Here is a 25691-nt window from a genome sequence, read left to right on the forward strand (position 1 = left end):
GACCCCTCCGGCGGCGCTCGCTGAAGCCCGATATCATCACGATGGGAGTGCCGCAAGGGGGTTGCGGGGGTGTACAGGGGGGCACGGACATGGCGTCACGGAACAGATCGACGGTCGCCGAGCACCCGAGCATCCGCGCGCGACGCCGCGGCCGAGGCGTCGCCTGGATCGCGGGCGGCGCGACCGTCGTGCTCGCCGCGGCCGCCGTCGCGACGTTCCTGCTCATCGATCCGCTGCATCCGTCGTCTCCGGCCGCCGGCTCGAACCCCGGCGCCTCCGTCAGCCCGACCCGGACACCGACCCCGACCCCCACGCCCACGCCGCTCACCGAAGCCGAGCAGCTGCTCGCCGCGGCAGACGATCCGAACGCCTGCGCCCTGACGTATGCCGGTGACGGCATCAGCTCGCCCGTCGTGCGCCAGGACCAGGGCACGCTGTACCGCGACCTGCTGCTTCCGGTGCGCGAGGGGTGGGTGTTCGCCGGCTGGTATCCGACGGTGGCGGATGCCGCGGGGTACGTCGACGCCGCGCGCGTCAACGGCTCCGACGTGGTCGCGTGCTCCGATCAGCAGGTCACTCTGCACGCCGCGTGGATGACGCCGGAGCAGTTCGCCGCGGCGGGAACGCGCGTGCCGATCCTCATGTACCACCAGTTCACGGCGAAGCCGGAGGGCGAGGAGGGCTGGCTGCGCGGCAACTACGCGTACGTCGGCGACTTCGAGGCGCACATGAGCCACCTCGCCTCGACCGGGTTCTACTACCCGACCTGGGACGAGCTCGAGGGCTTCATCGACAGCCGCGTCTATCTTCCGCCGCGCTCCGTCATCGTCACCGACGACGACGCCGACCAGAGCTGGTTCGATCTCGCGGTGCCGATCGTCGAGCGCTACCGGGTGCTCTCCACTTCGTTCATGATCACGGCCTACCGCCAGGATCCGCCGCCGAGCATCTACGTGCAGCGCCGCTCGCACACGCACGACATGCACCGAGGCGGGGCGAACGAGAAGGGTCTCATGGTGAACCTCACCCCGGAGGAGATCGCCGCCGATCTGCGCACGTCCGCCCAGGTGCTGGGTGTCGGACAGGTCGTCGCCTACCCCTACGGGCACTACGACCAGCGGTCGAAGGACGGTGTCGTGCAGGCGGGCTACACGATGGCCCGCACGATCGAGCCCGGATTCGTCGTGCCGGGCACCGACAAGCTCGCCCTCCCCGTCGTCCGCATCGACTACGGGACGACCGTGGACGACCTGATCCGCCGGATCGGCTGAGAGCGATCGGATCCTGAGAGCGATCAGATCTGCGTGCCGCAGACGCCGCAGAGACCCTTCGCCGAGACCTCGATGAAGCAGTTGGGGCACATCGCCCGCACGGCGTCGGAGGGCAGGGGCCGCTTGGTCGGCGCCGCGCGCTCGACTCGCGGCGCGGGCCGTGCGGAACGCGTCGGCCGCGTCCCTCCCCGCGTGGCCGCAGGAGCCGTGGGCGGCGCCTTCACCTGGGGAACGTGCGCGCCGCAGTAGAACCGCACCAGACCGTGGTGATGGTGGGGATGGGGATGCTTGAACGCCCAGATCTCCGTCCGCGCGATCGCCTCGGACTCCGGTCCGCAGACGAAGCAGCGCGCGTCCTCACCGGGGACGACCTCCGCGAGCACCACAGGGGTCTCGAACGGGAGGTTCTCCCGCCAATCGGCCGCCGATGCAACCTTCATGATCGTTCCTTCCGTCCCCGCACTCGATCTAAACACGGTTGCGGCGCCAGCGGTGACCGGGGGCTGCATCCGCCTGCCTCGGTATAGTGGAGCCGTCCGGCGGATCGCGTCCGCCGGTGCTCGAAAAAGGAGCACACCAGCTCGCGGCGCAGACGCCGGCAGCGCGGGACACATACGGCCTCGTCATCCGTACCACTCGCAGGAGCTCCTCCATGCCCACCGTCTCCGCGCACGTCGCGATCACCCTCGCCGCCCACATCGACCACGTCTTCGGGGTCATGGGCAACGGCAACGCCTGGTTCCTCGACGCGCTCGAGCGGCAGACGGATGCCTCCTACACGGCGGTGCGCCACGAGGCGGGCGCCGTCGTCGCGGCCGACGCGTACTACCGGGCGTCTGGGCGCATCGCGGCGGCGACCGCCACGTACGGCGCCGGGTTCACCAACACCCTCACGGCCCTCGCCGAGGCCGTGCAGGCGCACGTGCCGCTCGTGCTCGTGGTCGGCGACGAGCCGACCTCGGGCCCGCGTCCGTGGGACGTCGACCAGATCGCCCTCGCGTCGGCGGTGGGCGCGCGCACCTACACGGTCGGACGGACCGATGCCGCCGCCACCGCCGTCATCGCGATCGAGCACGCGCTGACGTACCGCGTGCCGACCGTGCTCGCGATCCCCTACGACGTCGCGACGCTCGAGGCGGGCCCCGTGCCGACCGCACCCGTGCCCCGCCTCCCTGCCCCGCTCGAGCCCCGTGGTCCGTTCGCGCTCGCCGGCGTGGAGTCGCTCGCGCGCGCGCTCGCCGGCGCCGAGCGACCCGTGCTGCTGGCCGGACGCGGAGCATGGATCTCCGGAGCGGGTGCGGCCCTCGGGGCCCTGGCCGATGCGACCGGCGCCGTCACGGCGACCACGGCGCTCGGTCGCGGCGTCTTCCCGCGCCCGGAGTACGACCTGGGCGTCACCGGCGGGTTCGGCGCCGAGGGCGCGATGGAGCTGATCCGCGAGGCGGACGTCGCCGTCGTCTTCGGCGCGGGTCTCAACCAGTTCACGATGCGCTTCGGCGACCTGTTCGCCCCGGGGACGCACGTCGTGCAGGTCGACGTCGCCCCCGCGGCGACGCATCCGCACGTCGGCGGCTATCTCCGCGGCGACGCGCGCCTCGTGGCGGAGTCGCTCGTGGCGGCGCTCGAGGGGATCGGTGCGACGCCCTCCGGGTGGCGCGAATCGCTCGACATCCCCTCCCTCCGCGTCTACGAGCCCGGCGAGGCGGTCGCACCCGATGGGCGCCTCGACCCGCGATCCGTCGCGGCGCGGATCGGCCAGCTCCTCCCGGCCGACCGCGTGGTCGTCTCGGACGGCGGGCACTTCATCGGCTGGGCCAACATGTACTGGCCCGTCGCGTCCCCCGACCGCATGATGATGGTCGGCACGGCGTATCAGTCCATCGGATTGGGCTTCCCATCGGTGCCGGGCGCGGCCCTCGCCCGGCCCGACTCGACCGTCGTGCTGACGACGGGCGACGGCGGCGGTCTCATGGCCCTGGCCGACCTCGAGTCGGCGGTGCGGGTCGCGGGCGGCCGCGGCCTCGCGGTGGTCTGGAACGACGGTGCCTACGGCGCCGAGGTCAATCTCTACGGACTGAAGGGCGTCGCTCAGGGGCCGATGATGATCCCGGACGTCGACTTCGCCGGGCTCGCCCGCGCCGTGGGCGCCGAGGGCGTCACCGTGCGGACGCTGGACGACCTCGATCGGCTCGCCGCCTGGGCCGCGGAGGACGCCGCGACCCGGCCCTACCTGCTGCTCGACGTGCGCATCTCGGGCACCGTGGTGGCGCCGTACCAGCAGGAGATCATCCGCGTGAACTCGTGATCACGCGACGAGCATGCTCCGCGTGAAGAAGGCGGCCAGCTCGTCCGTCGCCTGCAGCGGGAAGACGCCCGCGACGTACTGATCCGGACGCACGACCACCACGACGCCGTCGCGCGACAGTTCGCGCTCATCGAAGATGTCGGTGGTCGTCCAGGCGCTGGGGGCCGCGGCGAACACCTTCTCCCAGTCCATGAGACCGAGCGGGCCGGTGCGGGGACGGAAGAGCTCGGGCACCGCCGTGACGTCGACCTCCTCGTGGGGTCGCTGGTACACCGCCTTCACGTCGAAGACGGCATCCGCATCGGCGCCCGCCGGTGTGTGGCGGCGGAGCGGCGAGTCGGCGGACGTCGACATCCACTCGGCCCACGCGGAGAGGGCGGGGGCCTCACCGGCATCCGAGAAGGCGTAGATGCGCCACCGGCCATCGGCTTTCGCATGGTGTCCGAGGTGCACGCGGTTGCCGTCGGCGGCCATCACGACCTCCGAGCTCTTGAACCGCTTGCCGACCGGGAAGCCGGCCGCGAGCGTCTGGTGCGCGGCATCCGCCACGATCTGCGACGGTCCGTACTGCGTCATGAAGCCCGACGGGAACTCGGCGGTGGCGAGGTAGTAGGTCGCGAGCTCGGTGGGGTCGGAGATCTCCTCGGGCTTGCGCGCCATGAGCGAGGACCACTCCTTGTCGAAGTCGATGAGCTGCTGCGCGACGGGCTGCCGTTCGGCCGAGTACGTCGACAGGAGAGATTCGGGGCTGCGTCCGGTGAGCACCGAGCCGAGCTTCCAGCCGAGGTTGAACCCGTCCTGCATCGAGACGTTCATGCCCTGACCGGCCTTGGCGCTGTGGGTGTGGCACGCATCGCCGGTGAGGAACACGCGCGGCGTGCGGCGGTCGCCCTCGGGTACGTCGTCGAACTTGTCGGTCACGCGGTGGCCGACCTCGTAGACGCTGTGCCAGGCGACCTCCTTCACATCGAGGGAGTACGGATGCAGGATCTCGTTCGCCTTCGCGATGATCCCCCCGATCGGGGTCTGGCGCACGCGCCGGTTGTCGTCCTCGGCCACCGCGCCGAGATCGACGTAGACGCGGGAGAGATAGCCGCCCTCGCGCGGGATGTGCAGGATGTTGCCTGCTTCGGCGTTGATCGCGCACTTGGTGCGCCAGTCGGGGAAGTCGGTGTTCACGAGAACGTCCATGACGCCCCACGCGTGGAGCGAGATGCCCCCCAGATGCTTGCGGCCGATCGCCTCGCGCACGCCGCTGCGCGCGCCGTCCGAGCCGACGACGTAGGCGGCCCGCACCGTGCGCTCCTCGCCGGCGTGCTCCCCGGCGACGTGACGGAGGCGCACTTCGACGGGGTGCGAGCCGGTGTCGTGCACCGTGAGGCCGACGAACTCGATGCCGTAGTCGGGCTCGATGCGCGCCGGCCCGTTCGCGGCGGCCTCGGCGAAGTAGTCGAGCACTCGGGCCTGGTTGACGATGAGGTGCGGGAACTCGCTGATGTGGAACGCGTAGTCCTCGGTCCGGGCCGTGCGGATGATGTCGCCCGGGTTGTCGGGATCGGGACCCCAGAAGTTCATGTACCCGATGTTGTAGGCCTCTGCGACGATCCGCTCGGCGAAGCCGAAGGCCTGGAACGTCTCGACGCTGCGGGGCTGGATGCCGTCGGCCTGACCGAGCACGAGCCGTCCGTCGCGACGCTCGACGATGCGTGTCGTGACGTCGGGGAACTGCGACATCTGCGCCGCGAGGAGCATGCCCGCAGGCCCCGAGCCGACGATGAGCACGTCCATCTCGTCGGGGAGGTCGGCGGGGCGATCGATGCCGGTGCCCGCGGCATCCTGTACCCGGGGATCCTTCGACACGTAGCCGTGGTGGTGGAACTGCATCTGGACTCCTACGCCTTCGACATGCCGTAGATGGGACTCTGCGCCTGCTCGGCCTCGTGATCGGGACCCAGCGGGATGCCGGAGCGGTCGCGCAGCAGCAGCGAGCCGAGCAGGCCCAGCACGACCATTCCCGCGAGGTACCACGTCACGGCCATCGTGCCGCCGGTGGCCTGCACGAGCGCCTGGGCGATCGTGGGGGCGAACGCGCCGCCGAGGATCGCGCCGATCGCGTACGAGATCGAGACCCCCGAGAAGCGGATGGATGCCGGGAACAGCTCGGTGTACAGCGCCGCCTGCGGGCCGTACGTGAAGCCGAGCCCCACCGTGAGGATGACCAGGCCCACCGTCAGCAGGCCGACGCTCCCGGTGTTCACGAGCGGGAACAGCGAGAAGACGCCGATCAGCAGCGCGCCCCAGCCGATCAGGTACGTCGTGCGGCGGCCGATCCTGTCGGAGAGCCAGCCGGCGAGCCATGTGAAGACGAGCCAGGAGACGGCCGAGAGCGTCACGGCCCACAGCACGTCGGCGGTCGCGAGGCCGATGGGGCCGGCGGGGTCGGTCGCGTAGCGCTGGATGTACCCGCCGGTGGTCATGTAGCCGACGGCGTTGTTGCCCGCGAACACGAGCGCGGCGAGCAGCACCAGGAGCGTGTGCTTGCGGAACAGCTGGACGATCGGCATCCGCGTCTGCTCCTTGCGCTCGGCGAGCTCGAGGAAGACCGGGCTCTCCTCCACGCGGCGACGGATGTAGTAGCCGACGAGGATCAGCACGACCGAGAGGAGGAACGGGATGCGCCAGCCCCACTCGAGGAACCACTCCTGGCTCGGCGACAGCGCGGCGATCAGGGCCATGACGCCCGACGCGAGGAGGAGGCCGAGCGGAACGCCGATCTGCGGAGACGCGCCGAAGAGTCCGCGCTTGGTGCGGGGAGCGTGCTCGACGGCCATGAGCACCGCTCCGCCCCACTCGCCGCCGGCCGAGATGCCCTGCAGGATGCGCAGGAAGATGAGCAGGATCGGCGCCGCGATGCCGATCGCCGCGAAGGTCGGGAGCAGCCCGACGAGGGTCGTGGCCACGCCCATCAGGATGAGGGTGAGCATCAGCACGAGGCGGCGGCCGTACTTGTCGCCCAGGTGGCCGGCGAGGAACGCGCCGAGCGGGCGGAACAGGAAGCTGATGCCGACGGTGATGAAGGAGAGGATCTGCGCGAACTCCTCGCCCGCGGGGGCGAAGAACAGCTGGCCGAAGACGAGGCCGGCCGCCGAGGCGTAGATGAAGAAGTCGTACCACTCCACCGTCGTTCCGACCACGGTCGCGAAGACCACGCGGCGTCGGTCGGTGCGGGTCGCGATCGTGCCCGTCGGGGTGAATCCGACGTCGTTCTGCGGCTGCGAGATGCTCAAGATGACTCCTTTGTCCGACCGGCGGAATGCTGCTTGTCCGATCGAAAGCGATCATATACGATTTCAGATACGACGCAAGAGCGAGGGAGCTCCCCATGACCGAAGCCGCCGCCCCGGACGGGCGATTCTCGGGCCTTCCCGGACGCCCTGGCAAGATCATCGCGGTCCATCTCAGCTACGAGTCCCGGGCCGCACAGCGCGGCCGCAGGCCCGCCGCGCCGTCGTACTTCTTCAAGCCGTCGAGTTCGGTCGCGGCATCCGGAGGCGTCATCGAGCGCCCCGTCGGCACCGAGCTCCTTGCGTTCGAGGGCGAGATCGCGCTGGTGATCGGCACCCCCGCGCGTCGCGTGTCGATGGCGGATGCCTGGGACCACGTCGCGTGGATCACCGCCGCGAACGACTTCGGCCTGTACGACCTCCGCGCGAACGACAAGGGCTCGAACGTGCGCTCGAAGGGCGGCGACGGCTTCACCCCGCTCGGTCCCGATCTCATCGACGCCCGCTCCGTCGACCCGGCCGAGGTGCGGCTGCGCACCTGGGTCAACGGCGACCTCGTGCAGGACGACTCCACCGCCGGCCTCATCTTCCCGCTCGCCCAGCTGGTCGCCGACCTGTCGCAGCACTTCACCCTCGAGGCCGGCGACGTGATCCTCGCCGGCACGCCCGCCGGGTCATCCGTCGTGGTCCCCGGAGACGCCGTCGAGGTCGAGGTGACGGCGGCGGATGCCTCCTCCGGCCGGCTCGTGACGACCGTCGTGGCGGGCACCGGGGCGGGGTTCGACGTTTCCGTCGGGTCGCTCCCCGCCGTGGACGATCTGCAGCGCGCGGAGGCATGGGGCACGCGGGAGGCCGCCGGACTCCCGCCCGAGACGGGCGGACGCCTCAGCGATGACCTCAGGGCCAAGCTCGAGCGGGTCCCCGTCGCCGGACTGTCGCAGCAGCTGCGCACGCGCGGGCTCGACAACGTCACGATCGACGGCGTGCGTCCGCTGCAGCCGGGCGCGAAGCTCGTCGGCACCGCGCGCACCCTCCGGTTCGTCCCGAACCGCGAAGACCTGTTCGCGTCGCACGGCGGCGGCTACAACGCGCAGAAGCGCGCCTTCGACGCCGTCGAGGAGGGCGAGGTCATCGTGATCGAGGCCCGAGGCGAAACGGGCTCCGGCACCCTCGGCGACATCCTCGCCATCCGCGCTCGCACGCGTGGCGCCGCCGGCATCGTCACCGACGGCGGCGTGCGCGACGCCGATGCCGTCACCGCCGTCGGGATCCCGGTCTACACCTCCGGCGCCCATCCCGCCGTCCTCGGCCGCAAGCACGTTCCGTGGGACCACGACCTCACGATCGCCTGCGGCGGCACGACCGTGCAGCCGGGCGACGTCATCGTCGGCGACGCCGACGGCGTCATCGTCATCCCGCCGGGCATCGTCGAGGAGGTCGTCGACGCGGTGCTCGCCCAGGAGGACGAGGATGCCTGGATCGCGGCGCGCGTCGCGGAGGGGCATCCCGTCGACGGGCTCTTCCCGATGAACGCCGAATGGCGTGCCGCATACGAGGAGGCCCGCGCGTGACCCCGGCCGAGACGCTCAGCAAATCGCAGCAGGCGTATCACTGGATCAAGACGCGCATCGCCAACCAGGAGTTCACGCCCGGCTACCGGCTCGTGCTCGGCACGATCGCCGGCGAGCTCGACATGAGCGTCGTTCCGGTGCGGGAGGCCGTCCGCCAGCTGGAGGCCGAGGGCCTCGTGACGTTCGAGCGCAACGTCGGCGCCCGCGTGTCGATGGTGGACGACTCGCAGTACCGCTTCAGCATGCAGGCGCTGTCGATCCTCGAAGGAACGGCGACCGCTCTCGCCGCACGCCGTCTCACCGCCGACGACCTGCGCCGGGCCCGGTCGATCAACGAGCTCATGACCGAGAGGCTCAGCGACTTCGACCCGCGTGCCTTCACCGGGCTGAACCAGGAGTTCCACGCGATCCTGTTCGGCAAGTGCGCGAATCCGCGCCTGCTCGAACTCGTGAACGCCGAGTGGGCGCGCCTGGGCAACCTCCGCGACTCGACCTTCAGCTTCGTCCCCGGACGGGCCGCCGAATCCGTGCGCGAGCACGAGAACATCGTGCGCCTCATCGAGATCGGGGCGCCCCTCGGCGAGATCGAGAAGTCGGCGCGGCGTCACCGCTCGGCCACCCTCGACGCCTACCTCATCCACGAGCACCCCGACGAGGCCCTGGGCCTCCCGGCCTTCTGACGTCTTCGCAAAGGAGCACCGCATGACCAGACACATCCCCGCCGACCTTCCGACGCGGATCCAGCACTACATCGACGGCGAGTTCGTCGATTCCGCCGACGGCGACACGTTCGACGTGCTCGACCCCGTGTCGAACGAGGTCTACGGGCAGGCCGCCGCCGGGAAGAAGGCCGACATCGACCGGGCCGTCGCCGCCGCGCGTCGCGCGTTCACCGACGGACCGTGGCCCCGCATGCTGCCGCGAGAGCGCGCGCGGATCCTGCACCGGATCGCCGACATCGTCGAGTCGCGCGACGCCCGCCTCGCCGAGCTGGAGTCCTTCGACTCCGGGCTGCCGATCACGCAGGCCCTCGGCCAGGCCCGCCGTGCCGCCGAGAACTTCCGGTTCTTCGCCGACCTGATCGTCGCCCAGACCGACGACGCGTTCAAGGTGCCCGGGCGCCAGCTCAACTACGTCAACCGCAAGCCGATCGGCGTCGCCGGCCTCATCACGCCGTGGAACACGCCGTTCATGCTCGAGTCGTGGAAGCTCGGTCCGGCGCTCGCCACCGGCAACACCGTCGTGCTCAAGCCCGCCGAGTTCACGCCGCTCTCGGCGTCGCTGTGGGCGGGGATCTTCGAGGAGGCCGGCCTCCCCCGCGGAGTGTTCAACCTCGTCAACGGACTCGGGGAGGACGCAGGCGACGCCCTCGTGAAGCACCCCGACGTGCCGCTCATCTCGTTCACGGGCGAGAGCTCGACCGGCAAGCTGATCTTCGGCAACGCCGCCCCGTTCCTCAAGGGGCTGTCGATGGAGCTCGGCGGCAAGTCGCCCGCGATCGTGTTCGCCGACGCCGACCTCGATGCCGCGATCGACGCCACGATCTTCGGCGTCTTCTCGCTCAACGGCGAGCGCTGCACCGCCGGGTCGCGCATCCTCGTGGAGCGCTCGGTGTACGACGAGTTCGTCGAGCGGTACGCCGCGCAGGCATCACGGGTGAAGGTCGGGTACCCGCACGACCCCGCGACCGAGGTCGGGGCCCTCGTGCATCCGGAGCACTTCGACAAGGTGATGTCGTACGTCGAGATCGGCAAGACGGAGGGGCGCCTGGTCGCCGGCGGCGGGCGGCCGGAGGGCTTCGAGACGGGCAACTTCGTCCAGCCGACGGTCTTCGCCGACGTCGCCCCCGATGCGCGCATCTTCCAGGAGGAGATCTTCGGGCCGGTCGTCTCGATCACGCCGTTCGACGACGACGCCGAGGCGCTCGCCCTCGCGAACGACACGAAGTACGGGCTGGCCGCGTACGTGTGGACCGGCGACCTGAAGCGCGCGCACAACTTCGCCCAGTCGGTCGAGGCGGGCATGGTGTGGCTCAACTCCAACAACGTCCGCGACCTGCGCACCCCCTTCGGCGGCGTGAAGGCATCCGGTCTCGGACACGAGGGCGGCTACCGCTCGATCGACTTCTACACCGACCAGCAGGCCGTGCACATCACGCTCGGCGAAGCCCACAACCCCACCTTCGGCAAGAAAGCGTGAGATGACCACCCGCGACGACATGACCCTGACCTCCTCCGGCTTCTACGTCAGCCAGGAGGCGCCCATCCACACCGACGACCCGGTGCCCACGCCCACGAGCCCGGCCCCCGACATCCTGCGCTGCGCGTACATGGAGCTCGTCGTGACCGACCTCGCCGCGTCACGGCAGTTCTACGTCGACGTGCTCGGGCTGTACGTCACCGAAGAGGACGGCGAGGCGATCTACCTCCGCTCGACCGAGGAGTTCATCCACCACAACCTCGTGCTCCGCCAGGGCGCGGTGGCGGCCGTCGCCGCCTTCTCCTACCGGGTGCGAACGCCCGACGACCTCGATCGCGCCGTCGCGTTCTACGAGGAGCTCGGATGCCGCGTCGAGCGGCGACCCGGCGGGTTCGTGAAGGGCATCGGCGACTCGGTGCGCGTCACCGATCCGCTGGGCTTCCCCTACGAGTTCTTCTACGCCACCGAGCACGTCGAGCGCCTGTCGTGGCGCTACGACCTCCACACCCCCGGCGAGCTGGTGCGCCTCGACCACTTCAACCAGGTCACGCCCGACGTGCCCCGGGCGGTCGCGTACATGCAGGACCTCGGATTCCGCGTGACCGAAGACATCCAGGACGACGAGGGCACGGTGTACGCCGCGTGGATGCGGCGCAAGCCCACCGTGCACGACACCGCCATGACCGGCGGCGACGGGCCCCGCATGCACCACGTCGCTTTCGCGACCCACGAGAAGCACAACATCCTCGCGATCTGCGACAAGCTCGGCGCCCTCCGCCGCTCCGACGCGATCGAGCGGGGTCCGGGCCGGCACGGCGTCTCCAACGCGTTCTACCTGTACCTGCGCGACCCCGACGGCCACCGCGTCGAGATCTACACGCAGGACTACTACACCGGCGACCCCGACAACCCGGTGGTCACGTGGGACGTGCACGACAACCAGCGCCGCGACTGGTGGGGCAACCCGGTCGTGCCGTCGTGGTACACCGAGGCATCCCTCGTGCTCGATCTCGACGGCAACCCGCAGCCCGTCGTCGCCCGCACCGACTCGTCGGAGATGGCCGTGACGATCGGCGCCGACGGGTTCTCGTACACCCGCCCCGCCGAAGGCGCCGCGTCGATGCCCGAGTACAAGCTGGGCAACCAGCTGTGACCCTCGACGACGCCGTCATCGCGTCGATCGCGGACGAGCTCGCCGAGGCCGATCGCACGCACGGCGTGATCCCGCGCATCACGGCCCGCCATCCCCACGCGACGGTCGAGGACTCGTACGCGATCCAGGGAGTCTGGCGCGACCGCATGATCGCGGGCGGGCGTCGCCTCGTCGGGCGCAAGATCGGCCTGACGTCGAAGGCGATGCAGCAGGCGACCGGCATCACCGAGCCCGACTACGGCGTCATGTTCGACGACACGGTGTACCGGACGGGCGCCGAGATCCCGGTCGACCTGTTCTCGAACGTGCGCATCGAGGTCGAGCTCGCGTTCGTGCTGAAGCATCCCCTCGAAGGACCCGACTGCACGCTCGACGACGCCCTCGCCGCGATCGACTACGCGGTGCCCGCGCTCGAGGTGCTCAATTCGCACATCGAGCTCGAGGGTCGCACCATCGTCGACACGATCAGCGACAACGCGGCCTACGGGGCCATGGTGCTCGGAGACGTGCACAGGCGCCCCGACGAGATCGACCTGCGCTGGGTGCCCGGCGTGCTCTCCCGCAACGGCGAGATCGAGGAAACCGGCGTCGCCGCCGGCGTGCTCGGGCATCCGGCCACCGGTGTCGCCTGGCTCGCCAACAAGTTCGCCCAGCACGGCGCACGGCTCGAAGCCGGCGAGATCATCCTGGCGGGGTCGTTCACCCGTCCCATGTGGGTGTCGCGGGGCGATATCGTGCACTGCGACTACGGACCGATGGGAACCATCACATGCAGCTTCGTCTGACGCCGACCTTCCGCGATCTGCTGCGCGATGCTCCGCGCACGCAGTACGGCGTCTGGACGTGCTCGGGCTCCGCGCTGGTCGCCGAGATCTGCGCCGGTGCGGGCCTGGACTGGATGCTCATCGACATGGAGCACGCTCCGAACGGCCTCGAGTCCACGCTCGCGCAGCTGCAGGCCGTCGCGGCGTATCCGATCGTCCCCGTCGTCCGCGTGCCCTCGGGCGATGCGGTCACCCTCAAGCAGGTGCTCGACCTCGGCGCGCAGAACGTCCTCGTGCCGATGGTCTCCTCCGCCGACGAGGCGCGCGCCGTCGTCGCGGCGACCCAGTACCCGCCCGCGGGGCGACGAGGTGTCGGCAACGCACTGGCCCGGTCGGGCCGCTGGAACCGCATCGACGACTACCTTCAGACCGCCGCCTCGCGCGTGTCGGTGTTCGTGCAGATCGAGACCGCCGACGGCGTGGCGGCGGCGGCCGAGATCGCGGCCGTCGACGGCGTCGACGGCGTGTTCGTGGGGCCCTCCGACCTGGCCGCCTCGCTCGGGCTCATCGGTCAGCAGACGCATCCGGATGTCGTGTCCGCCGTGCACCGCACGTTCGACGCCGTGCGCGGCGCCGGCAAGCCGGTCGGCGTGAACGCCTTCGATCCCGCCGTCGCCGAGACCTACGCCGCAGCCGGCGCCGCCTTCGTGCTCGTCGGTGCGGATGTCGCCCTCCTGGCCCGCGGCACCGAGGCGCTCGCGGCCCGCTTCATCGGTGCACCCGACGGGGGTCGCGCGTCATACTGAGCGCATGACCTCCGCCGCGCCGTCGTGGGTGCTGCACTTCGACCTCGACCAGTTCATCGCCGCGGTCGAGATCCTGCGACGCCCCGAGCTGGCGGGCAAGCCGGTCATCGTCGGCGGACGCGGCGATCCGACCGAGCGTGCCGTCGTCTCGACCGCATCGTACGAAGCTCGGGCGTTCGGCGTCGGGTCGGGGATGCCGCTGCGCATCGCGGCCCGGAAGATCCCGGATGCCGTGATCCTGCCGGTCGACGCGGAGGCGTACACCGCGGCATCCGAAGAGGTCATGGAGACCCTGCGCGCCCAACCGGGCGCGACGGTGCAGGTGCTCGGGTGGGACGAGGCGTTCATCGGCATCCGCACCGACGATCCCGAGACGTACGCGCAGCAGGTGCGCGCCGCGGTGCTCGATCGCACGGGGCTGCACGCGAGCATCGGGATCGGCGACACCCTCGTGCGGGCGAAGGTGGCGACCGGGTTCGGGAAGCCGCGCGGGGTGTTCCGTCTGACGGCCGCGAACTGGCTCGACGTCATGGGCGACAGACCCACGATCGATCTGTGGGGCGTCGGGACGAAGGTGTCCAAACGCCTCGCAGGTCTGGGCATCGGCACGGTCGCCGAGCTCGCCGTCGCCCCGGACGCACCGCTCGTGGCGGAGTTCGGACCGAAGATGGGCCCCTGGTACGGCTCGCTCGGCCGCGGCGACGGGGCATCCGTCGTCGACGACACGCCGTGGATCGCGCGCGGCCGCTCGCGCGAGACCACCTACCAGCACGACCTCACCGACCGCGGCGAGATCGAGGCGGCGGCCCGGGAGCTGCTCGGACACGCCCTCGACGACATCGCCGGCGAAGGGCGCCCCGTCGTGGGGCTCGGCCTCAAGGTGCGCTATGCGCCGTTCACGACGAAGACGTTCACGCGGAAGATCGCCCCCACGTCCGACCGCGGCGCCGTGCTCGCGGAGGCGGAGGCGCTCATCGCCAAGATCGACCCCGACCGTCCGGTGCGGCTGCTCGGCATGCGCGCGGAGATGGCGATGCCCGACGACGCGCGCGAGGGACACACGCCCACCCGCGGCGGCTGGTGACCCGCCCGTCCGGCGGTGCCGCCCAGGGGACTCTCAGAAGAACTGGCGCCACAATCAGGTTCGAGAGGTAGATTCAGTGGCGATGAACGTTCCGATTCTGGGCGGCCCCTTCCACGGGGGCACGATCGAAGCGCCGCGCCGCACGACGGCGGGGCTGATCGTCGCGCTCGACGCCGGCGGCGTCGGCGCGGACTACCGCCTCGCCTCCCTCGACGGACGCATCACGGCGGTGCTCGCGGAGCTCGTCGAGGCCACGCCTCCGTATGCCCTCCGCTCCGTCATCGACGAGCGCTGGGAGCAGGAGCTGCGTGCCGCGGCGGAGCGCGCGGACGGCAGCACCGCGGACGAGCGGGAACGCGCGACGGGCCTCATCTGAGGCGTTCCGCCGCGCGGTCCAGAAGGCGGCGACCTGACCGGTCCCGCACGGATAAACTGGCAGGCATGCCTGATTCCCCTGTGGTTGGTTCGAGCCGTGTGAAGCGCGGCCTTGCGGAGATGCTCAAGGGCGGCGTCATCATGGACGTCGTCAACGTCGAACAGGCGCGCATCGCCGAAGATGCCGGTGCCGTCGCCGTGATGGCTCTCGAGCGGGTGCCCGCTGACATCCGTGCCGAAGGCGGAGTGTCGCGCATGAGCGATCCCGACATGATCGACGCGATCATCGACGCGGTCTCGATCCCCGTGATGGCCAAGGCCCGCATCGGGCACTTCGTCGAGGCGCAGGTGCTGCAGCAGCTCGGCGTCGACTACATCGACGAGTCCGAAGTGCTCTCCCCCGCCGACTACGTCAACCACATCGACAAGTGGCCCTTCACGGTGCCGTTCGTGTGCGGCGCGACCAACCTGGGCGAGGCGCTCCGCCGCATCACCGAGGGCGCGGCGATGATCCGCTCCAAGGGCGAGGCCGGTACGGGCGACGTCTCCGAGGCCACCAAGCACATCCGCACCATCACGGGCGAGATCAACCGCCTCCGCGCGCTCACCAAGGACGAGCTGTACGTGGCCGCCAAGGAGCTGCAGGCGCCCTACGAGCTGGTGGCCGAGGTCGCCGAGACCGGCAAGCTCCCCGTCGTGCTGTTCGTCGCGGGCGGCGTCGCCACGCCGGCCGATGCCGCGATGATGATGCAGCTCGGCGCCGACGGCGTGTTCGTCGGATCGGGCATCTTCAAGTCGGGCAACCCCGTGCAGCGCGCCGCGGCGATCGTGAAGGCCACCACGTTCCACGACGACCCCGCGGTCATCGCGGAGGTCTCCCGCGGACTCGGCGAGGCGATGGTCGGCATCAACGTGTCGGATCTTCCGGCGCCGCACCGGCTCGCCGAGCGCGGCTGGTAAGCGCTCCGCCGTGAGCCGTCGCGTCGGGGTGCTCGCGCTGCAGGGCGACGTGCGCGAGCACGTGCGCGTGCTCTCCGAGCTCGGCGCCGATGCCGTGCTCGTGCGCCGACCGGACGAGCTCGCGTCGGTCAGCGGTCTCGTCATCCCCGGTGGGGAGTCGAGCGTCATCGACAAGCTCTCGCGCGCCTTCGGGATGCGCGAGCCGGTGCGCTCGGCGATCGCCTCGGGGATGCCGGTGTACGGCACCTGTGCGGGACTCATCCTTCTGGCCGATCGCATCACCGACGGCATCGTCGGCCAGCAGACGTTCGGCGGACTCGACGTCGCGGTGCGACGGAACGCCTTCGGCACGCAGGTCGATTCGTTCGAGACCGACCTCGCGGTGCCGGCGCTGGGCGAGCCGCCCGTGCACGCCGTGTTCATCCGCGCGCCGCTGGTGGAGCAGGTCGGCGACGGCGTCGAAGCGCTTGCCGCTCTCGACGACGGCCGCGTCGTCGCGGTGCGTTCGGGCGCCCTGATGGGGACCTCGTTCCATCCCGAGGTCACCGGCGAGCACCGGTTCCACGAACTCTTCCTCGAGATGGTGCGGGCCGCGTGACATGCCGCCGGGTCCGGACGCCGTTCTCGATCTGACGCGGGAGCTCATCGCCCTCGACTCGGTGAACCCCGGACTGGTGCACGGCGCCGCGGGGGAGCGCGACATCGCCGCGCACCTCGCCGCACGACTGGCGGCATCCGGTTTCGACGTCGAGCTCGTCGCGCCTCCCGGGGACGACGCGAGGGTCAGCGTGCTCGGCGTGTGGTCGGGCACCGAGCCGGGCCGGACCGTCGTGGTGAACGGACATCTCGACACCGTGGGCGTCGACGGGATGGACGAGCCGTTCGCCGCGCGGATCGAAGGCGATCGCCTCATCGGCCGCGGCGCGAGCGACATGAAGGGCGGAGTCGCGGGGATCGTGATCGCCGCCGAAGAGCTCGTGCGCCGCGGCGTCCCGGGCCGGGTGGTCGTGGCGCTCGTGGCCGACGAGGAGGACGCGAGCGTCGGCGCCTCCGTGGTGCTGGGCCGGCTGCGGGAACGGGACATCACGGCGGATGCGTGCGTCATCGCCGAGCCGACGTGGCTCGACCTCGCCGTCGCGCACCGCGGGTTCGCCCTGTACGAGGTGACGCTCACCGGCCGAGCGGCGCACTCCTCGCAGCCCGAGCTCGCCGTCGACGTCATGCCGGCGTTCGCGAGGCTCTTGGCGGATGTCTCGCGGCACGATGCGGCCCTGCGTGACGTCGAGCTGCATCCGCTCCTCCCCCACGGCTCGCTCATGACGACGGTCGCGCGCGCCGGATCGGCGCCGTTCACCATCGCGGCTCGGGCCGAGCTGTCGATCGAGCGTCGCACGGTGCCCGGAGAGCCGGTCGACGTGGGGCTCGATGAGCTCCGGGCGCTGGTGTCGGCCATCGGAGCCGAGTTCCCCGGTGTGACGGCATCCGTGGAGACCGTCGTCGCGCGGTCGCCCTGGCAGCTGGATGCCTCCGGGCCGGCCGCCGAGCTCGCCGACCTGCTGGCAGGCTGCCTCGCGTCGGCGGGACGGGATGTCGGTCGCATCGGCGCTCCGTACTGGATGGAGTCGGCGCTGTGGCAGGAGGCGGGGGTGCCGACGCTCGTCTGCGGCCCCGCGGGCGGTGGACTCCATGCCGTTGACGAATGGGTCGACCTCGAGCAGCTGCGGGTGTTCCCCGGCGTGCTCACGGACGCCGTCGAGGCGTTCCTCCGGAGCGCGGCACGGGGCTGACACACGGTCCCGCGCTCCGTCACGCGGCGCGGAACACCGGCACGGGTCGTTCCGGGCGGACGAGGTATCTTCGCCCGGTCGGGGAGGTCCATTCGATGGCACCGCCGGAGTCGTCGATCTGGCGGACGGTCCATCCGCCGTGGTGTTTCACGGTGTGGTGACCTTTGCACAGGGGAGCGAGGTTGCCGAGCGAGGTGTCGCCGCCGTGGTCCCAGGCGAGGGTGTGATCGATCTCGCAGCGGGAGGCCGGCATCCCGCATCCTGGGGCCATGCACCGGTCGGCCCGCCAGCGCACGAGCCTGCGCAGGGCTTCGGGTGGCCGGTACTGTTCCCGGCCCACGGAGAGCACCATCCCGGTTTCGGGGTGGGTGAGTATCCGCGTCCATCCCTCGGCTCCTCCGCACAGCTCCCGCGCCCGTTCGCGCGGGATCGGTCCGACACCCTCTACGACCGCCGGGCCGGTCGCCTCCTCGTCGAGGAGGCTGAGAACCGGGACGGTGACGTTCACGGTCGCCCGGATCCCTCGCGCCGACGCGGGGTGCGCGGTCGCCTCTCCCTCGATCAGGAGGTCGCACAGGGCATCGGCGCGCAGCTGATCGCGTGTGCGCTCCTCGCACTCTTCCGCGGCGAGCACCTTGGCGATCGCCGTCGCTCGTCCGAGGATCGCGTGCGCCTCCACCGAGGGGATGAGGGCGTGCAGCCACGCCATTCCGTCCTCGACGTGCTCGACGACCACCCGCCGCCGGGTCAGCGCCTCCGCATGCCGCTGCGCGAGTGTGACGGACTCCTCCGCGGCGATCAGCTTCTTCAGCATCCGGCGGAACGATCCGACGGGCTGTTCCTCCGCCAATGCCACCGCTCGCCCCAGCACCGCGTCGCGAGTCGCGGGGGATGCGACATCGAGCTCGCCCACCAGGATCTGCGCGTGCCGCTCCGTCATGCGCGCGCGGCCCAACGACGCCAAGGCCGCCGGATACCGGTGCACCAACGCCTCCGCCGCAGCCATCAGGTCACCGGCCGCGTGCTCCGTGATTCGCAGTGCCGCCGCCAACTCCAGCCGCACCGACCGCTCGACCACTCCCGTCAACCCCCGCCCGAACCGCTCCGCCTCCGCGCACGCCTCGAGGCGCAGCGCATCCACCCGCACCAGCCGGTCGGCGGCGAACACCGCCATCATGTCGGCGACCTCCACCACCCGATCGACCGCGTCGAGTTCCACCGCACCGTACGCACTCGACGCATTGGCGGTGTCGAGGTCGGATTCGGAGGACATGCCTCATTATAGAACATATGTTCGAATATCGCAATCATCTCACGGAGTCCCCGCGAAAGTCGGCTCGACCCTTCGACACGCTCGGGGACCACCCCTCGACGCGCTCAGCCCCCGACAGGGCCACGGCCCCAAGAACACACACAACCGGGCCGGCCCCCTCGGGTGAGGGGCCGACCCGGCCGGAGGCGGGAGCCCCTTACTTCGTGACCTTCACCGACAGGGGCGCGCTGACCGTCGTGCCGGCGGCGTTGGTGAACTCCACCGTGTACACGTACGTGCCCTTCACCTTGCCGGTCACCGGCAGCGCCATCTTCTGCGCGCCCGGCGTCGCGGCGACGAGCGTTCCGGAGCCCACCGCCGCACCGCCCTCGAGGAACCGGTAGGACGTCGCGTTCGTCCCCCACCAGAGGTCGGCGGTGACGGTGTACGACCCGTCGCCGTCCCCGTTGTCGGCCGACAGCACCGGCTTGCCGGGCGAGGCATCCGTCACCTTCACGGTGAGCGGCTGCGTCGCGGTCGTGCCCTTCGAGTTCACGAGCTCTCCCGTGAACCGGTAGGTGCCGTTCTTCAGTCCGGCGATCTCCACGACGGTCTTCTGCGCGCCCGGCGTCGCCATGACCAGGGTCTTCGACGACACGAGGACGCCGTCCTGGTAGAGCTTGAACAGCGAGCCGTTCTCGCCCCACCACAGGTCCATCGTCAGCTGGAACGTGCCGTCCTTGAGACCGGTGTCCCATCCGTCGTTCGACGACAGCACGCCCTTACCGGGCGCCTTCGTCGCGCCGTCGTTCGACGGCACCTCCGGCAGCGTGACGGCGGCGGTGGCCGCCGACCGTGCGCTCTCGCCGAGCTCGTTCACCGCGACGACCTCGTAGGAGTGCGTCGACCCGAGCGCGAGTCCCGCGACGGTCAGCGAGGTGTCGGTGGTCGAGCCGACGAGCTCCTCGGTTCCGGCGTTGTAGACCCGGTAGCCGGAGAACCCGCTCCCGACCGGGGTCGAGGCATCCCACGACACCGTGATCGACGTGTCGGTCGCCTTCGACGCCGTCACCGATCCGGGCGTACCCGCGCGGGTCGTGTCGGCCACGGCGATCCAGCTCAGCACCGGATCGGACGTCCCCGTCCCGCGCGCCGCGCGGAACAGCACCGTCGTCTCCTCCGCGAGCGCGAAGGCGATGGTCGAGGTGCCCTGAGCCGACGAGGAGGAGAGGTTCACGGGCGTGCCCGCGATCATCTCGTCGCCGATCGTCACGCTCGGCGCGACCTGGCGCGTCACGCCCCACCACTCCTGGTAGCCCGAGGTCAGCTCGTACGAGCCGGCCGGCAGCGTGAGTCGGTAGTCGACCGACCCGCCGGCGCTCGCCCACCATCCGGTCGTGCGCTGCTTGTCGTAGGTTCCGGTCACTCGGGCCTTGGCCCCGACGAACCCGGCCCCGCTGTCGATGGGGTTCACCAGACCCCAGCCCGCCGCCTCGTCGAACGCGGCATCCGCCGTCTCGTTGCGCAGCAGGTCGCCGCGCAGCATCGCCACCGCGTCGAAGGCGGGCGAGGTTCCGCCGCCGAGGGTCGATGCCGCGTCGATCAGGTACACCGTGCCCGCGGGCACGACCTCGACGTGGAGAGAGACGGGCGTCCCACCGGCCGAACCGGCCAGCGTCTCGACCGCGTACGGCGTGGTCCCCTCGACGGCTCCCGTCCAGGTCACCGGCACGTCCTGCGTCGCGCCGCTGATCGTCGCGAGGGCGACGGTCTCCGGAAGCTCGGCCTCCGTGCCCGCTTCGACCGCGATCCGGTAGTCGCCCACCGGCAGGTAGGCGACCTCGACGAGAGCGTCGATCGCGGCCGACAGCGCGGCGGATGCCACATCCACCTGCTCCTGCGTGGCCAGCACGTCGTCGAGCACGACCTTCGACGCGATGCCGACGCTGCGCATCTGCTGCCACGAATCGGCCGTGTAGGCGCGGCGCGGGGCCTCGGATGCCTCGGTCAGCAGCGCGGAGAGCGCCGCTTTGTCGACGACGATGCGCTCGTCGTTGATGCCGATCCAGCTGAGCGCAGGCGCTTCGGTGCCACCCGCGCCCGACACCGAGAACGTCACCGTGGTCGGCTGAGTCAGGGTGAACGCGCCGCGGATCACGGCGGTGCTGCCGAGCGACCCGTTCGGGAAGGCGTGCGTGCCGAGCGCTACCGTCACCGGCAGACCCGCGGCGTCCGCGTAGCCGAGCGAGGTCGTGATCCGCCGGGTGCGGTTCGTCCCAGGATTCCACCATTCGGTGTGACCCGAGGCGATCTCGTAGTCACCGGCCGGCAGCGTGAACCGGTAGGCGATCGGCACACCGGTGCCCGACGTGTACCAGCCGGTCTCCTTCGCCTTGTCGTACGGCGTGACGTTGAGCCGGCCCTTGCCGGTGTAGGTGCCCACGCGGCCCCACCCGGCAGCGGCCGAGTAGGCGGCATCCGGCGTCGTGTTCACGAGCGAGTCCCCGGCCGCCGCGTCGATGGCGGGGAAGGCCGTGCCGTCGGCCGGCGCGTTGGCGTCGACGAAGTAGCGCGTGCCCGCAGGGACGACCTCGACGTACGCGCTCACCACGAGCGACGGATTGTTCACGAACGTGCCGTCGACCTTGACCAGGTCGTAGGGGTTCGCGAACTGGCCGGCGGTCGCCTGCCAGGTCACGGGCGCCTCGATCGTGCCGCCCGCCTCACTCGTCGCGGTCAGCGTCTCCGGCAGCGACGGCACGATGCCGGGCGCCGACGTCAGCCGAGGCAGGCTCTGCGTCACCGTCACCGGCCGCACGGCCGGGTCGACGGGGCCGGTGCCCGATCCCCCGATCATCACGTCGACGCCGTCGAGCGTGAACGTTCCGCTGGTCACACGCACCGTCACGGTGTGCGGACCGTCGGCGAGGCCGCGCAGCCAGTACGACGTCTGCCGTGTGCCGACGGCGCCGACGTTCGCCGTGCGTGCGGGCTCGCCGTCGACCGTGATCGAGAGGGCGGATGCCGCGGTGGCGCCGAGCAGGTTGAACCCGGTGCCGTCCATCTCGAACGTGAACGAACGGCCCGTCGACAGCACGTGCTGCGTGCGGTTGAGGTGCGCATAGCCGGCCTGCGTGAACGAGAAGCCGTTCGGGTACGAGATGCGCGAATCGGCGTCGTCGATCTTGACGGCGTGCCACGACAGTCCGTCGATCGGCGTCACCGCGAGATCGTCGAACCACGTGTTGTAGTAGCCGCTCACGAGAGAGATGCGGCCCGACATGATCGGCGTCGCCGACGTGTCGGCGTAGGTCGCGAGCACCTGGCCGTCGAGCGTCGCCGTGATGACGTTCTCCCGCGCCTCGACCGTCAGGGTGTGCCATGCCGACGCGTCGAAGAGGAACGTGGTCCCGGTCTGCACCACGGTGTCGCGCTTGCGCAGCTCCCACCGGCCGGTGTCGAACACGCGCACGCTGTAGCCCGCGAGGTCGGCGCCCTCGGCGACGACCTGCCGGACGCCGACGCCGGCGAAGTTGCCGAGGGTCGCGTCGCGCGCGACCTGGTCGAGGGTGAAGTCGACGGATGCCGCGTAGTTCGTCCACGAGTGGTCGCCGAGCACGGTCGCGGGGTTCGCCGTCGACACGTTGCGCTGCGAGCCGTCGCCCCACACGTTCCACGTGTAGCCGCGGTTGCCGGCATGGATCCGCTGCTCCATGACGTTGCCCCGATCGCCTCCCGACGCGATCACCTCGAACGCGCCGTTCTGGTCGGCGGTGTACCGGGGGGATCCGCCGCGGCGGGTGACGTAGTCCATCGCGACGCCGTTGACGTCGGCGACGGGATACCCGGCGTACTCGTAGTCGTCGGTGTAGGGCAGCGGCAGCACATCATCGGTGGCCGGCGAGGCGTACTCGCCCGAGACGTACTCCTCGGTCGTGCCGTAGATGCCGTCCGGAAGCGTCGAGAGGGTGAGCACCGAGTAGGGCTGCACCTGCACCTGGTACACATCGTGCGCGACACCGCCGATCGTCTCGGTGCGCACCGGCACGACCTTGCCGATGTTCTTCAGGTAGTTGGCGTCGTAGGCCTCACCGGCATCCGGTCCCCGCGTCTCCCACACCGAGAGGGGCGTGTCGCCGTCGGTGCCGAGGTTCGCGACCTTGACCTCGAAGTCGCGCACACGCGACGTGTTGTTGGCGTGCACCTGCGAGAACTCGACCGGCGCTCCGGCATCCGTCTCCGCCTTCGGCGTGCGCAGCGTCAGCAGCGTGCGGGTCGACGAGTCGACGTTCGTGCCGCCGTCTCCCTTCGTGCCGTCGCCGCCCGAGGCGCCCTCGATGTACTCCCAGCCCTCTTCGATGAACTGCTGGAAGTGGCGCACCATCGTGATGCCGACGCCGCCCTCGTAGTACCCCGACCACGGGTCGGAGGCGCGGATGAGGTGCTTCGGCGAGTACTGCGAACCCTCGTACATCGCGCTCACGGCCGGCTGGAACAGGAAGGTGGTCATGTGGCCGGGGTTCGGCTGCGTGCCGGTCCAGCTGTACGAGGTGATGAAGCGGTCGGCGATGTCGACCGCGCCCACCGTGCCGCCGATCCCCCCGCGCGCGGGGTCGGCGTTGATGCGGTACTGCGGGTCGATCATCGGCGAGACGCCCTCGGAGTACAGCACCTCCATGCCGAACTCCTTGTTGAGGCGCGTGAGCGCCGGGTCGCCGGCGATGTCGTAGTGATAGCCGATCGCGTCGACCTGCTCGAGGGCCTCCGGGTTGGCGAGGACGGCGCGCGAGACCGCACCGACATTGCGGTACGAGTCGAGGGCGACGATCTTGACCTGGGAGTAGTCGTAGCGGGCGCCGGGCTTGACGGCATCCTGCTCGAGGCGCTTCGCGAAGTCGACGGTCCAGTTGAGCTCGGACGTGATGTAGTTCGCGTGCACCTCGTTCTGCGACGGGCTCAGGTAGTCGAACTCCACGCCGTACGTGTCGTAGGCGGCGTCGATCGTCTCCTTGTACCACTGGTAGCGCAGGTTCCAGTCGCCGTTCGTCCACGACGGCTCGCCCCAGCGCAGGGCCTCGACCTCGATGTGCGGGTTGATCGACTTGGCGTCGGCGATGAAGTGGAAGCCGGCGCCGCGCAGCACGTTGGCGGGCTCGTCGGCGGAGCGCTTCGTGGCCGGCTCGGTGCCCGACGACGTGTTGTTGTCGGCGCCGAGCTCCACCTTGATGTGCTTCAGGCCCGCCCCGGTCTCGGGGTCGAAGATGAGACGCATGATGCGCCAGTACACGTCGGGCTGCTCCTCCTTGTAGTCCAGGAGCAGGTTGGAGGTGTTGTTGCACGACACCGACCCGAATCCGCCGAAGGTGTTGAACGGCAGACCGGCGGCGTCGCGCTCCACGTCGTCTCCGTTGACGAGCACCTCGGCCCACGACGTCACGTCGTCGTACGTGAGGGTCGGCAGGTCGGCGACGGCGGCGGGCTGCACGGCGGAGGCGACGGGCGCGGATGCCGTCGCCGCCGTGGCGGGCGGAGCGATGAGCGCTCCGGACAGAACGAGTGCGCCGACGGCGATGGGCGCGACGAGAAGTTTCGACAGCTTCGGCATGGGGTGTCCTCGACAGTGAGTTCGGCCGGCACGTTCCGGCTCCTGCATCGAATCACCGGGGTGCGGATTCCGGAAGGAAATCGATCCGTTTCGAACACACTCGATCCCACTCACACGATTGCGACCGGACCAGTACGCTGGGGCGCCATGAGCGAGTCACCGTTGCCTCCGCCGTTCGGGCTGTCTCGTCGGGAGCGGATCCTCGACGAACTCCGCCGCACGGGATCGGTGCGCGTGGCCGACCTGGCCCGCGAGCTGGGAGTGGCGGAGCTCACGATCCGCCGCGACATCGGCCAGCTCGCCGACCGCGGACTGCTCACGCGGGTGCACGGCGGTGCGACGCTCCGCAGCCGCCTCGACACGACCGTGCCGGCCGGTGCGGCGGTCGCGGCGCCGACGCGCTTCCGCGTGGGCATGATCGTCCCCTCGCTCAGCTACTACTGGCCGCAGATCATCATCGGCGCACGCGCGGCGGCCACCGAGCTCGGCGTGCAGCTCATCCTGCGCGGGGCGAGCTACTCGGTCGAGGATCAGCGCCGGCAGATCTCCTCCCTCGTCGAGTCGGGCAGCCTGCACGGGCTCATCGTCGCCCCCGATGCCCAGGGCGCCGACGGGCAGGCTCTGCTGCACTGGCTGGAGTCGCTCCCCCTCCCCGTCGTGCTCGCCGAACGTCGCGCCCCCTCCGCGCTCGCGCTCACGAGCCTGGAGTGGGTCACGACCGATCACGTGTTCGGCGGCTCGCTCGCCGCCGACCACCTCGCCGCGCTCGGACACCGCCGCGTCGGCATCCTGACCTCCGCCGGATCTCCCACGTCGTGGCACCTGCGGCGCGGATGGGACCGAGCGATCGCGGAGCTCGGACTCGACTGCCCGGTCGACGTCGATCTCGACGCCACCCTCGACACGCTCGACGGGCGCGGCCGCGAAGCCGTCATCGCCGGTCTCCTCGATCGGTGCCGCGAGAGCGGCGTGACCGCCCTGCTCATCCACTCGGACCCGCAGGCCGTGCTGCTGCAGCAGTACGCCCGCGACCACGGCTGGGCCGTCCCCGGCGACCTCGCGATCATCGCGTACGACGACGAGGTCGCCGAGAGCGCGGAGCCGGCGATCACCGCCCTCCGACCCCCCAAGCAGCACGTCGGCCGGCTGGCCGTCGAGACCCTCGTCGATCGGCTGACCGAGGGACCCCACCGACCCGTGCAGCGCACGTACCTGCTGCCCACGCTGCATCTGCGGGAGTCCACGCGCGCCGCGGGCCGGTGAGGCCGACTGAGC

General features: G+C 70.7%; 19 protein-coding genes. 14 read left to right on the forward strand and 5 right to left on the reverse strand.

The window, feature by feature from the left end; genetic code table 11:
- Positions 1–89 precede the first annotated feature (89 nt).
- Positions 90–1271: a polysaccharide deacetylase family protein gene (locus B0B14_RS09700; RefSeq protein WP_083710526.1), complete on the forward strand. Its 1182-nt coding sequence runs from the start codon at positions 90–92 to the stop codon at positions 1269–1271.
- Positions 1272–1294: 23 nt separating this feature from the next.
- Here the strand turns inward: B0B14_RS09700 and B0B14_RS09705 are convergent, their stop codons facing one another.
- The gene (locus B0B14_RS09705) at positions 1295–1711 is read right to left on the reverse strand and encodes a glucose-6-phosphate dehydrogenase (protein ID WP_076681392.1); all 417 of its coding nucleotides are present in this window, start codon (positions 1709–1711) and stop codon (positions 1295–1297) included.
- A 212-nt stretch (positions 1712–1923) separates the two neighbouring features.
- On the opposite strand from B0B14_RS09705, the gene B0B14_RS09710 reads away from it, so the two are divergent.
- Entirely contained in the window at positions 1924–3576 is a 1653-nt protein-coding gene (locus tag B0B14_RS09710) for a thiamine pyrophosphate-binding protein (RefSeq protein ID WP_076681393.1), read from the forward strand.
- On the opposite strand, the gene B0B14_RS09715 is transcribed toward B0B14_RS09710, so the two are convergent.
- Together B0B14_RS09715 and B0B14_RS09720 are read right to left on the reverse strand one after the other, a co-directional pair.
- Complete coding sequence (locus B0B14_RS09715) at positions 3577–5460, reverse strand: FAD-binding monooxygenase (protein WP_076681394.1); 1884 nt, start codon at positions 5458–5460, stop codon at positions 3577–3579.
- An 8-nt stretch (positions 5461–5468) separates the two neighbouring features.
- Positions 5469–6863, reverse strand: coding sequence for an MFS transporter (locus B0B14_RS09720; RefSeq protein WP_179085305.1), 1395 nt, complete (start codon positions 6861–6863; stop codon positions 5469–5471).
- Positions 6864–6958: 95 nt separating this feature from the next.
- On the opposite strand from B0B14_RS09720, the gene B0B14_RS09725 reads away from it, so the two are divergent.
- From B0B14_RS09725 to B0B14_RS09775, 11 genes are all read left to right on the forward strand, one after another.
- Positions 6959–8431, forward strand: coding sequence for a fumarylacetoacetate hydrolase family protein (locus B0B14_RS09725; RefSeq protein WP_076681395.1), 1473 nt, complete (start codon positions 6959–6961; stop codon positions 8429–8431).
- Positions 8398–9111 carry a GntR family transcriptional regulator gene (locus B0B14_RS09730; protein ID WP_076681396.1) on the forward strand — a complete coding sequence of 238 codons (714 nt, stop codon included), beginning with the start codon at positions 8398–8400 and terminating at the stop codon, positions 9109–9111. Before B0B14_RS09725 ends, B0B14_RS09730 begins: the two co-directional genes overlap by 34 nt.
- Positions 9112–9133: 22 nt before the next feature.
- Positions 9134–10630, forward strand: a complete 1497-nt coding sequence (gene hpaE, locus B0B14_RS09735; protein WP_076681397.1) for a 5-carboxymethyl-2-hydroxymuconate semialdehyde dehydrogenase — start codon at positions 9134–9136, stop codon at positions 10628–10630.
- A gap of 1 nt (position 10631) precedes the next feature.
- Positions 10632–11783, forward strand: coding sequence for a 3,4-dihydroxyphenylacetate 2,3-dioxygenase (gene hpaD / locus B0B14_RS09740; protein WP_076681398.1), 1152 nt, complete (start codon positions 10632–10634; stop codon positions 11781–11783).
- Positions 11780–12568, forward strand: coding sequence for a 2-keto-4-pentenoate hydratase (locus B0B14_RS09745; protein ID WP_076681399.1), 789 nt, complete (start codon positions 11780–11782; stop codon positions 12566–12568). The genes hpaD and B0B14_RS09745 overlap by 4 nt, the downstream gene beginning before the upstream one ends.
- Entirely contained in the window at positions 12553–13353 is an 801-nt protein-coding gene (locus B0B14_RS09750) for an HpcH/HpaI aldolase family protein (RefSeq protein WP_076681400.1), read from the forward strand. Before B0B14_RS09745 ends, B0B14_RS09750 begins: the two co-directional genes overlap by 16 nt.
- Before the next feature lie 4 nt (positions 13354–13357).
- Positions 13358–14437, forward strand: a complete 1080-nt coding sequence (locus B0B14_RS09755) for a DNA polymerase IV (RefSeq protein ID WP_179085306.1) — start codon at positions 13358–13360, stop codon at positions 14435–14437.
- 82 nt (positions 14438–14519) lie between these two features.
- A complete protein-coding gene (locus B0B14_RS09760) occupies positions 14520–14813 on the forward strand; it encodes a hypothetical protein (RefSeq protein WP_076681401.1) in 294 nt (97 codons plus the stop codon).
- 65 nt (positions 14814–14878) lie between these two features.
- Positions 14879–15772 carry a pyridoxal 5'-phosphate synthase lyase subunit PdxS gene (pdxS, locus tag B0B14_RS09765; protein ID WP_076681402.1) on the forward strand — a complete coding sequence of 298 codons (894 nt, stop codon included), beginning with the start codon at positions 14879–14881 and terminating at the stop codon, positions 15770–15772.
- 10 nt (positions 15773–15782) lie between these two features.
- A complete protein-coding gene (pdxT, locus tag B0B14_RS09770; RefSeq protein ID WP_076681403.1) occupies positions 15783–16370 on the forward strand; it encodes a pyridoxal 5'-phosphate synthase glutaminase subunit PdxT in 588 nt (195 codons plus the stop codon).
- A 1-nt stretch (position 16371) separates the two neighbouring features.
- Positions 16372–17559 carry a M20/M25/M40 family metallo-hydrolase gene (locus B0B14_RS09775; RefSeq protein WP_076681404.1) on the forward strand — a complete coding sequence of 396 codons (1188 nt, stop codon included), beginning with the start codon at positions 16372–16374 and terminating at the stop codon, positions 17557–17559.
- A 19-nt stretch (positions 17560–17578) separates the two neighbouring features.
- Here the strand turns inward: B0B14_RS09775 and B0B14_RS09780 are convergent, their stop codons facing one another.
- Together B0B14_RS09780 and B0B14_RS09785 are read right to left on the reverse strand one after the other, a co-directional pair.
- The gene (locus B0B14_RS09780) at positions 17579–18832 is read right to left on the reverse strand and encodes an HNH endonuclease signature motif containing protein (RefSeq protein WP_143733692.1); all 1254 of its coding nucleotides are present in this window, start codon (positions 18830–18832) and stop codon (positions 17579–17581) included.
- 196 nt (positions 18833–19028) lie between these two features.
- Positions 19029–24416, reverse strand: a complete 5388-nt coding sequence (locus B0B14_RS09785; RefSeq protein WP_076681405.1) for a fibronectin type III domain-containing protein — start codon at positions 24414–24416, stop codon at positions 19029–19031.
- 147 nt (positions 24417–24563) lie between these two features.
- Here B0B14_RS09785 and B0B14_RS09790 point away from each other — a divergent pair, with 147 nt between their 5' ends.
- Positions 24564–25679 carry a substrate-binding domain-containing protein gene (locus B0B14_RS09790; protein ID WP_076681406.1) on the forward strand — a complete coding sequence of 372 codons (1116 nt, stop codon included), beginning with the start codon at positions 24564–24566 and terminating at the stop codon, positions 25677–25679.
- Positions 25680–25691: the final 12 nt, after the last annotated feature.

The sequence above is a fragment of the Microbacterium sp. RU33B genome (assembly GCF_900155915.1).
In the GTDB taxonomy this organism is placed as follows: Bacteria; Actinomycetota; Actinomycetes; order Actinomycetales; family Microbacteriaceae; genus Microbacterium.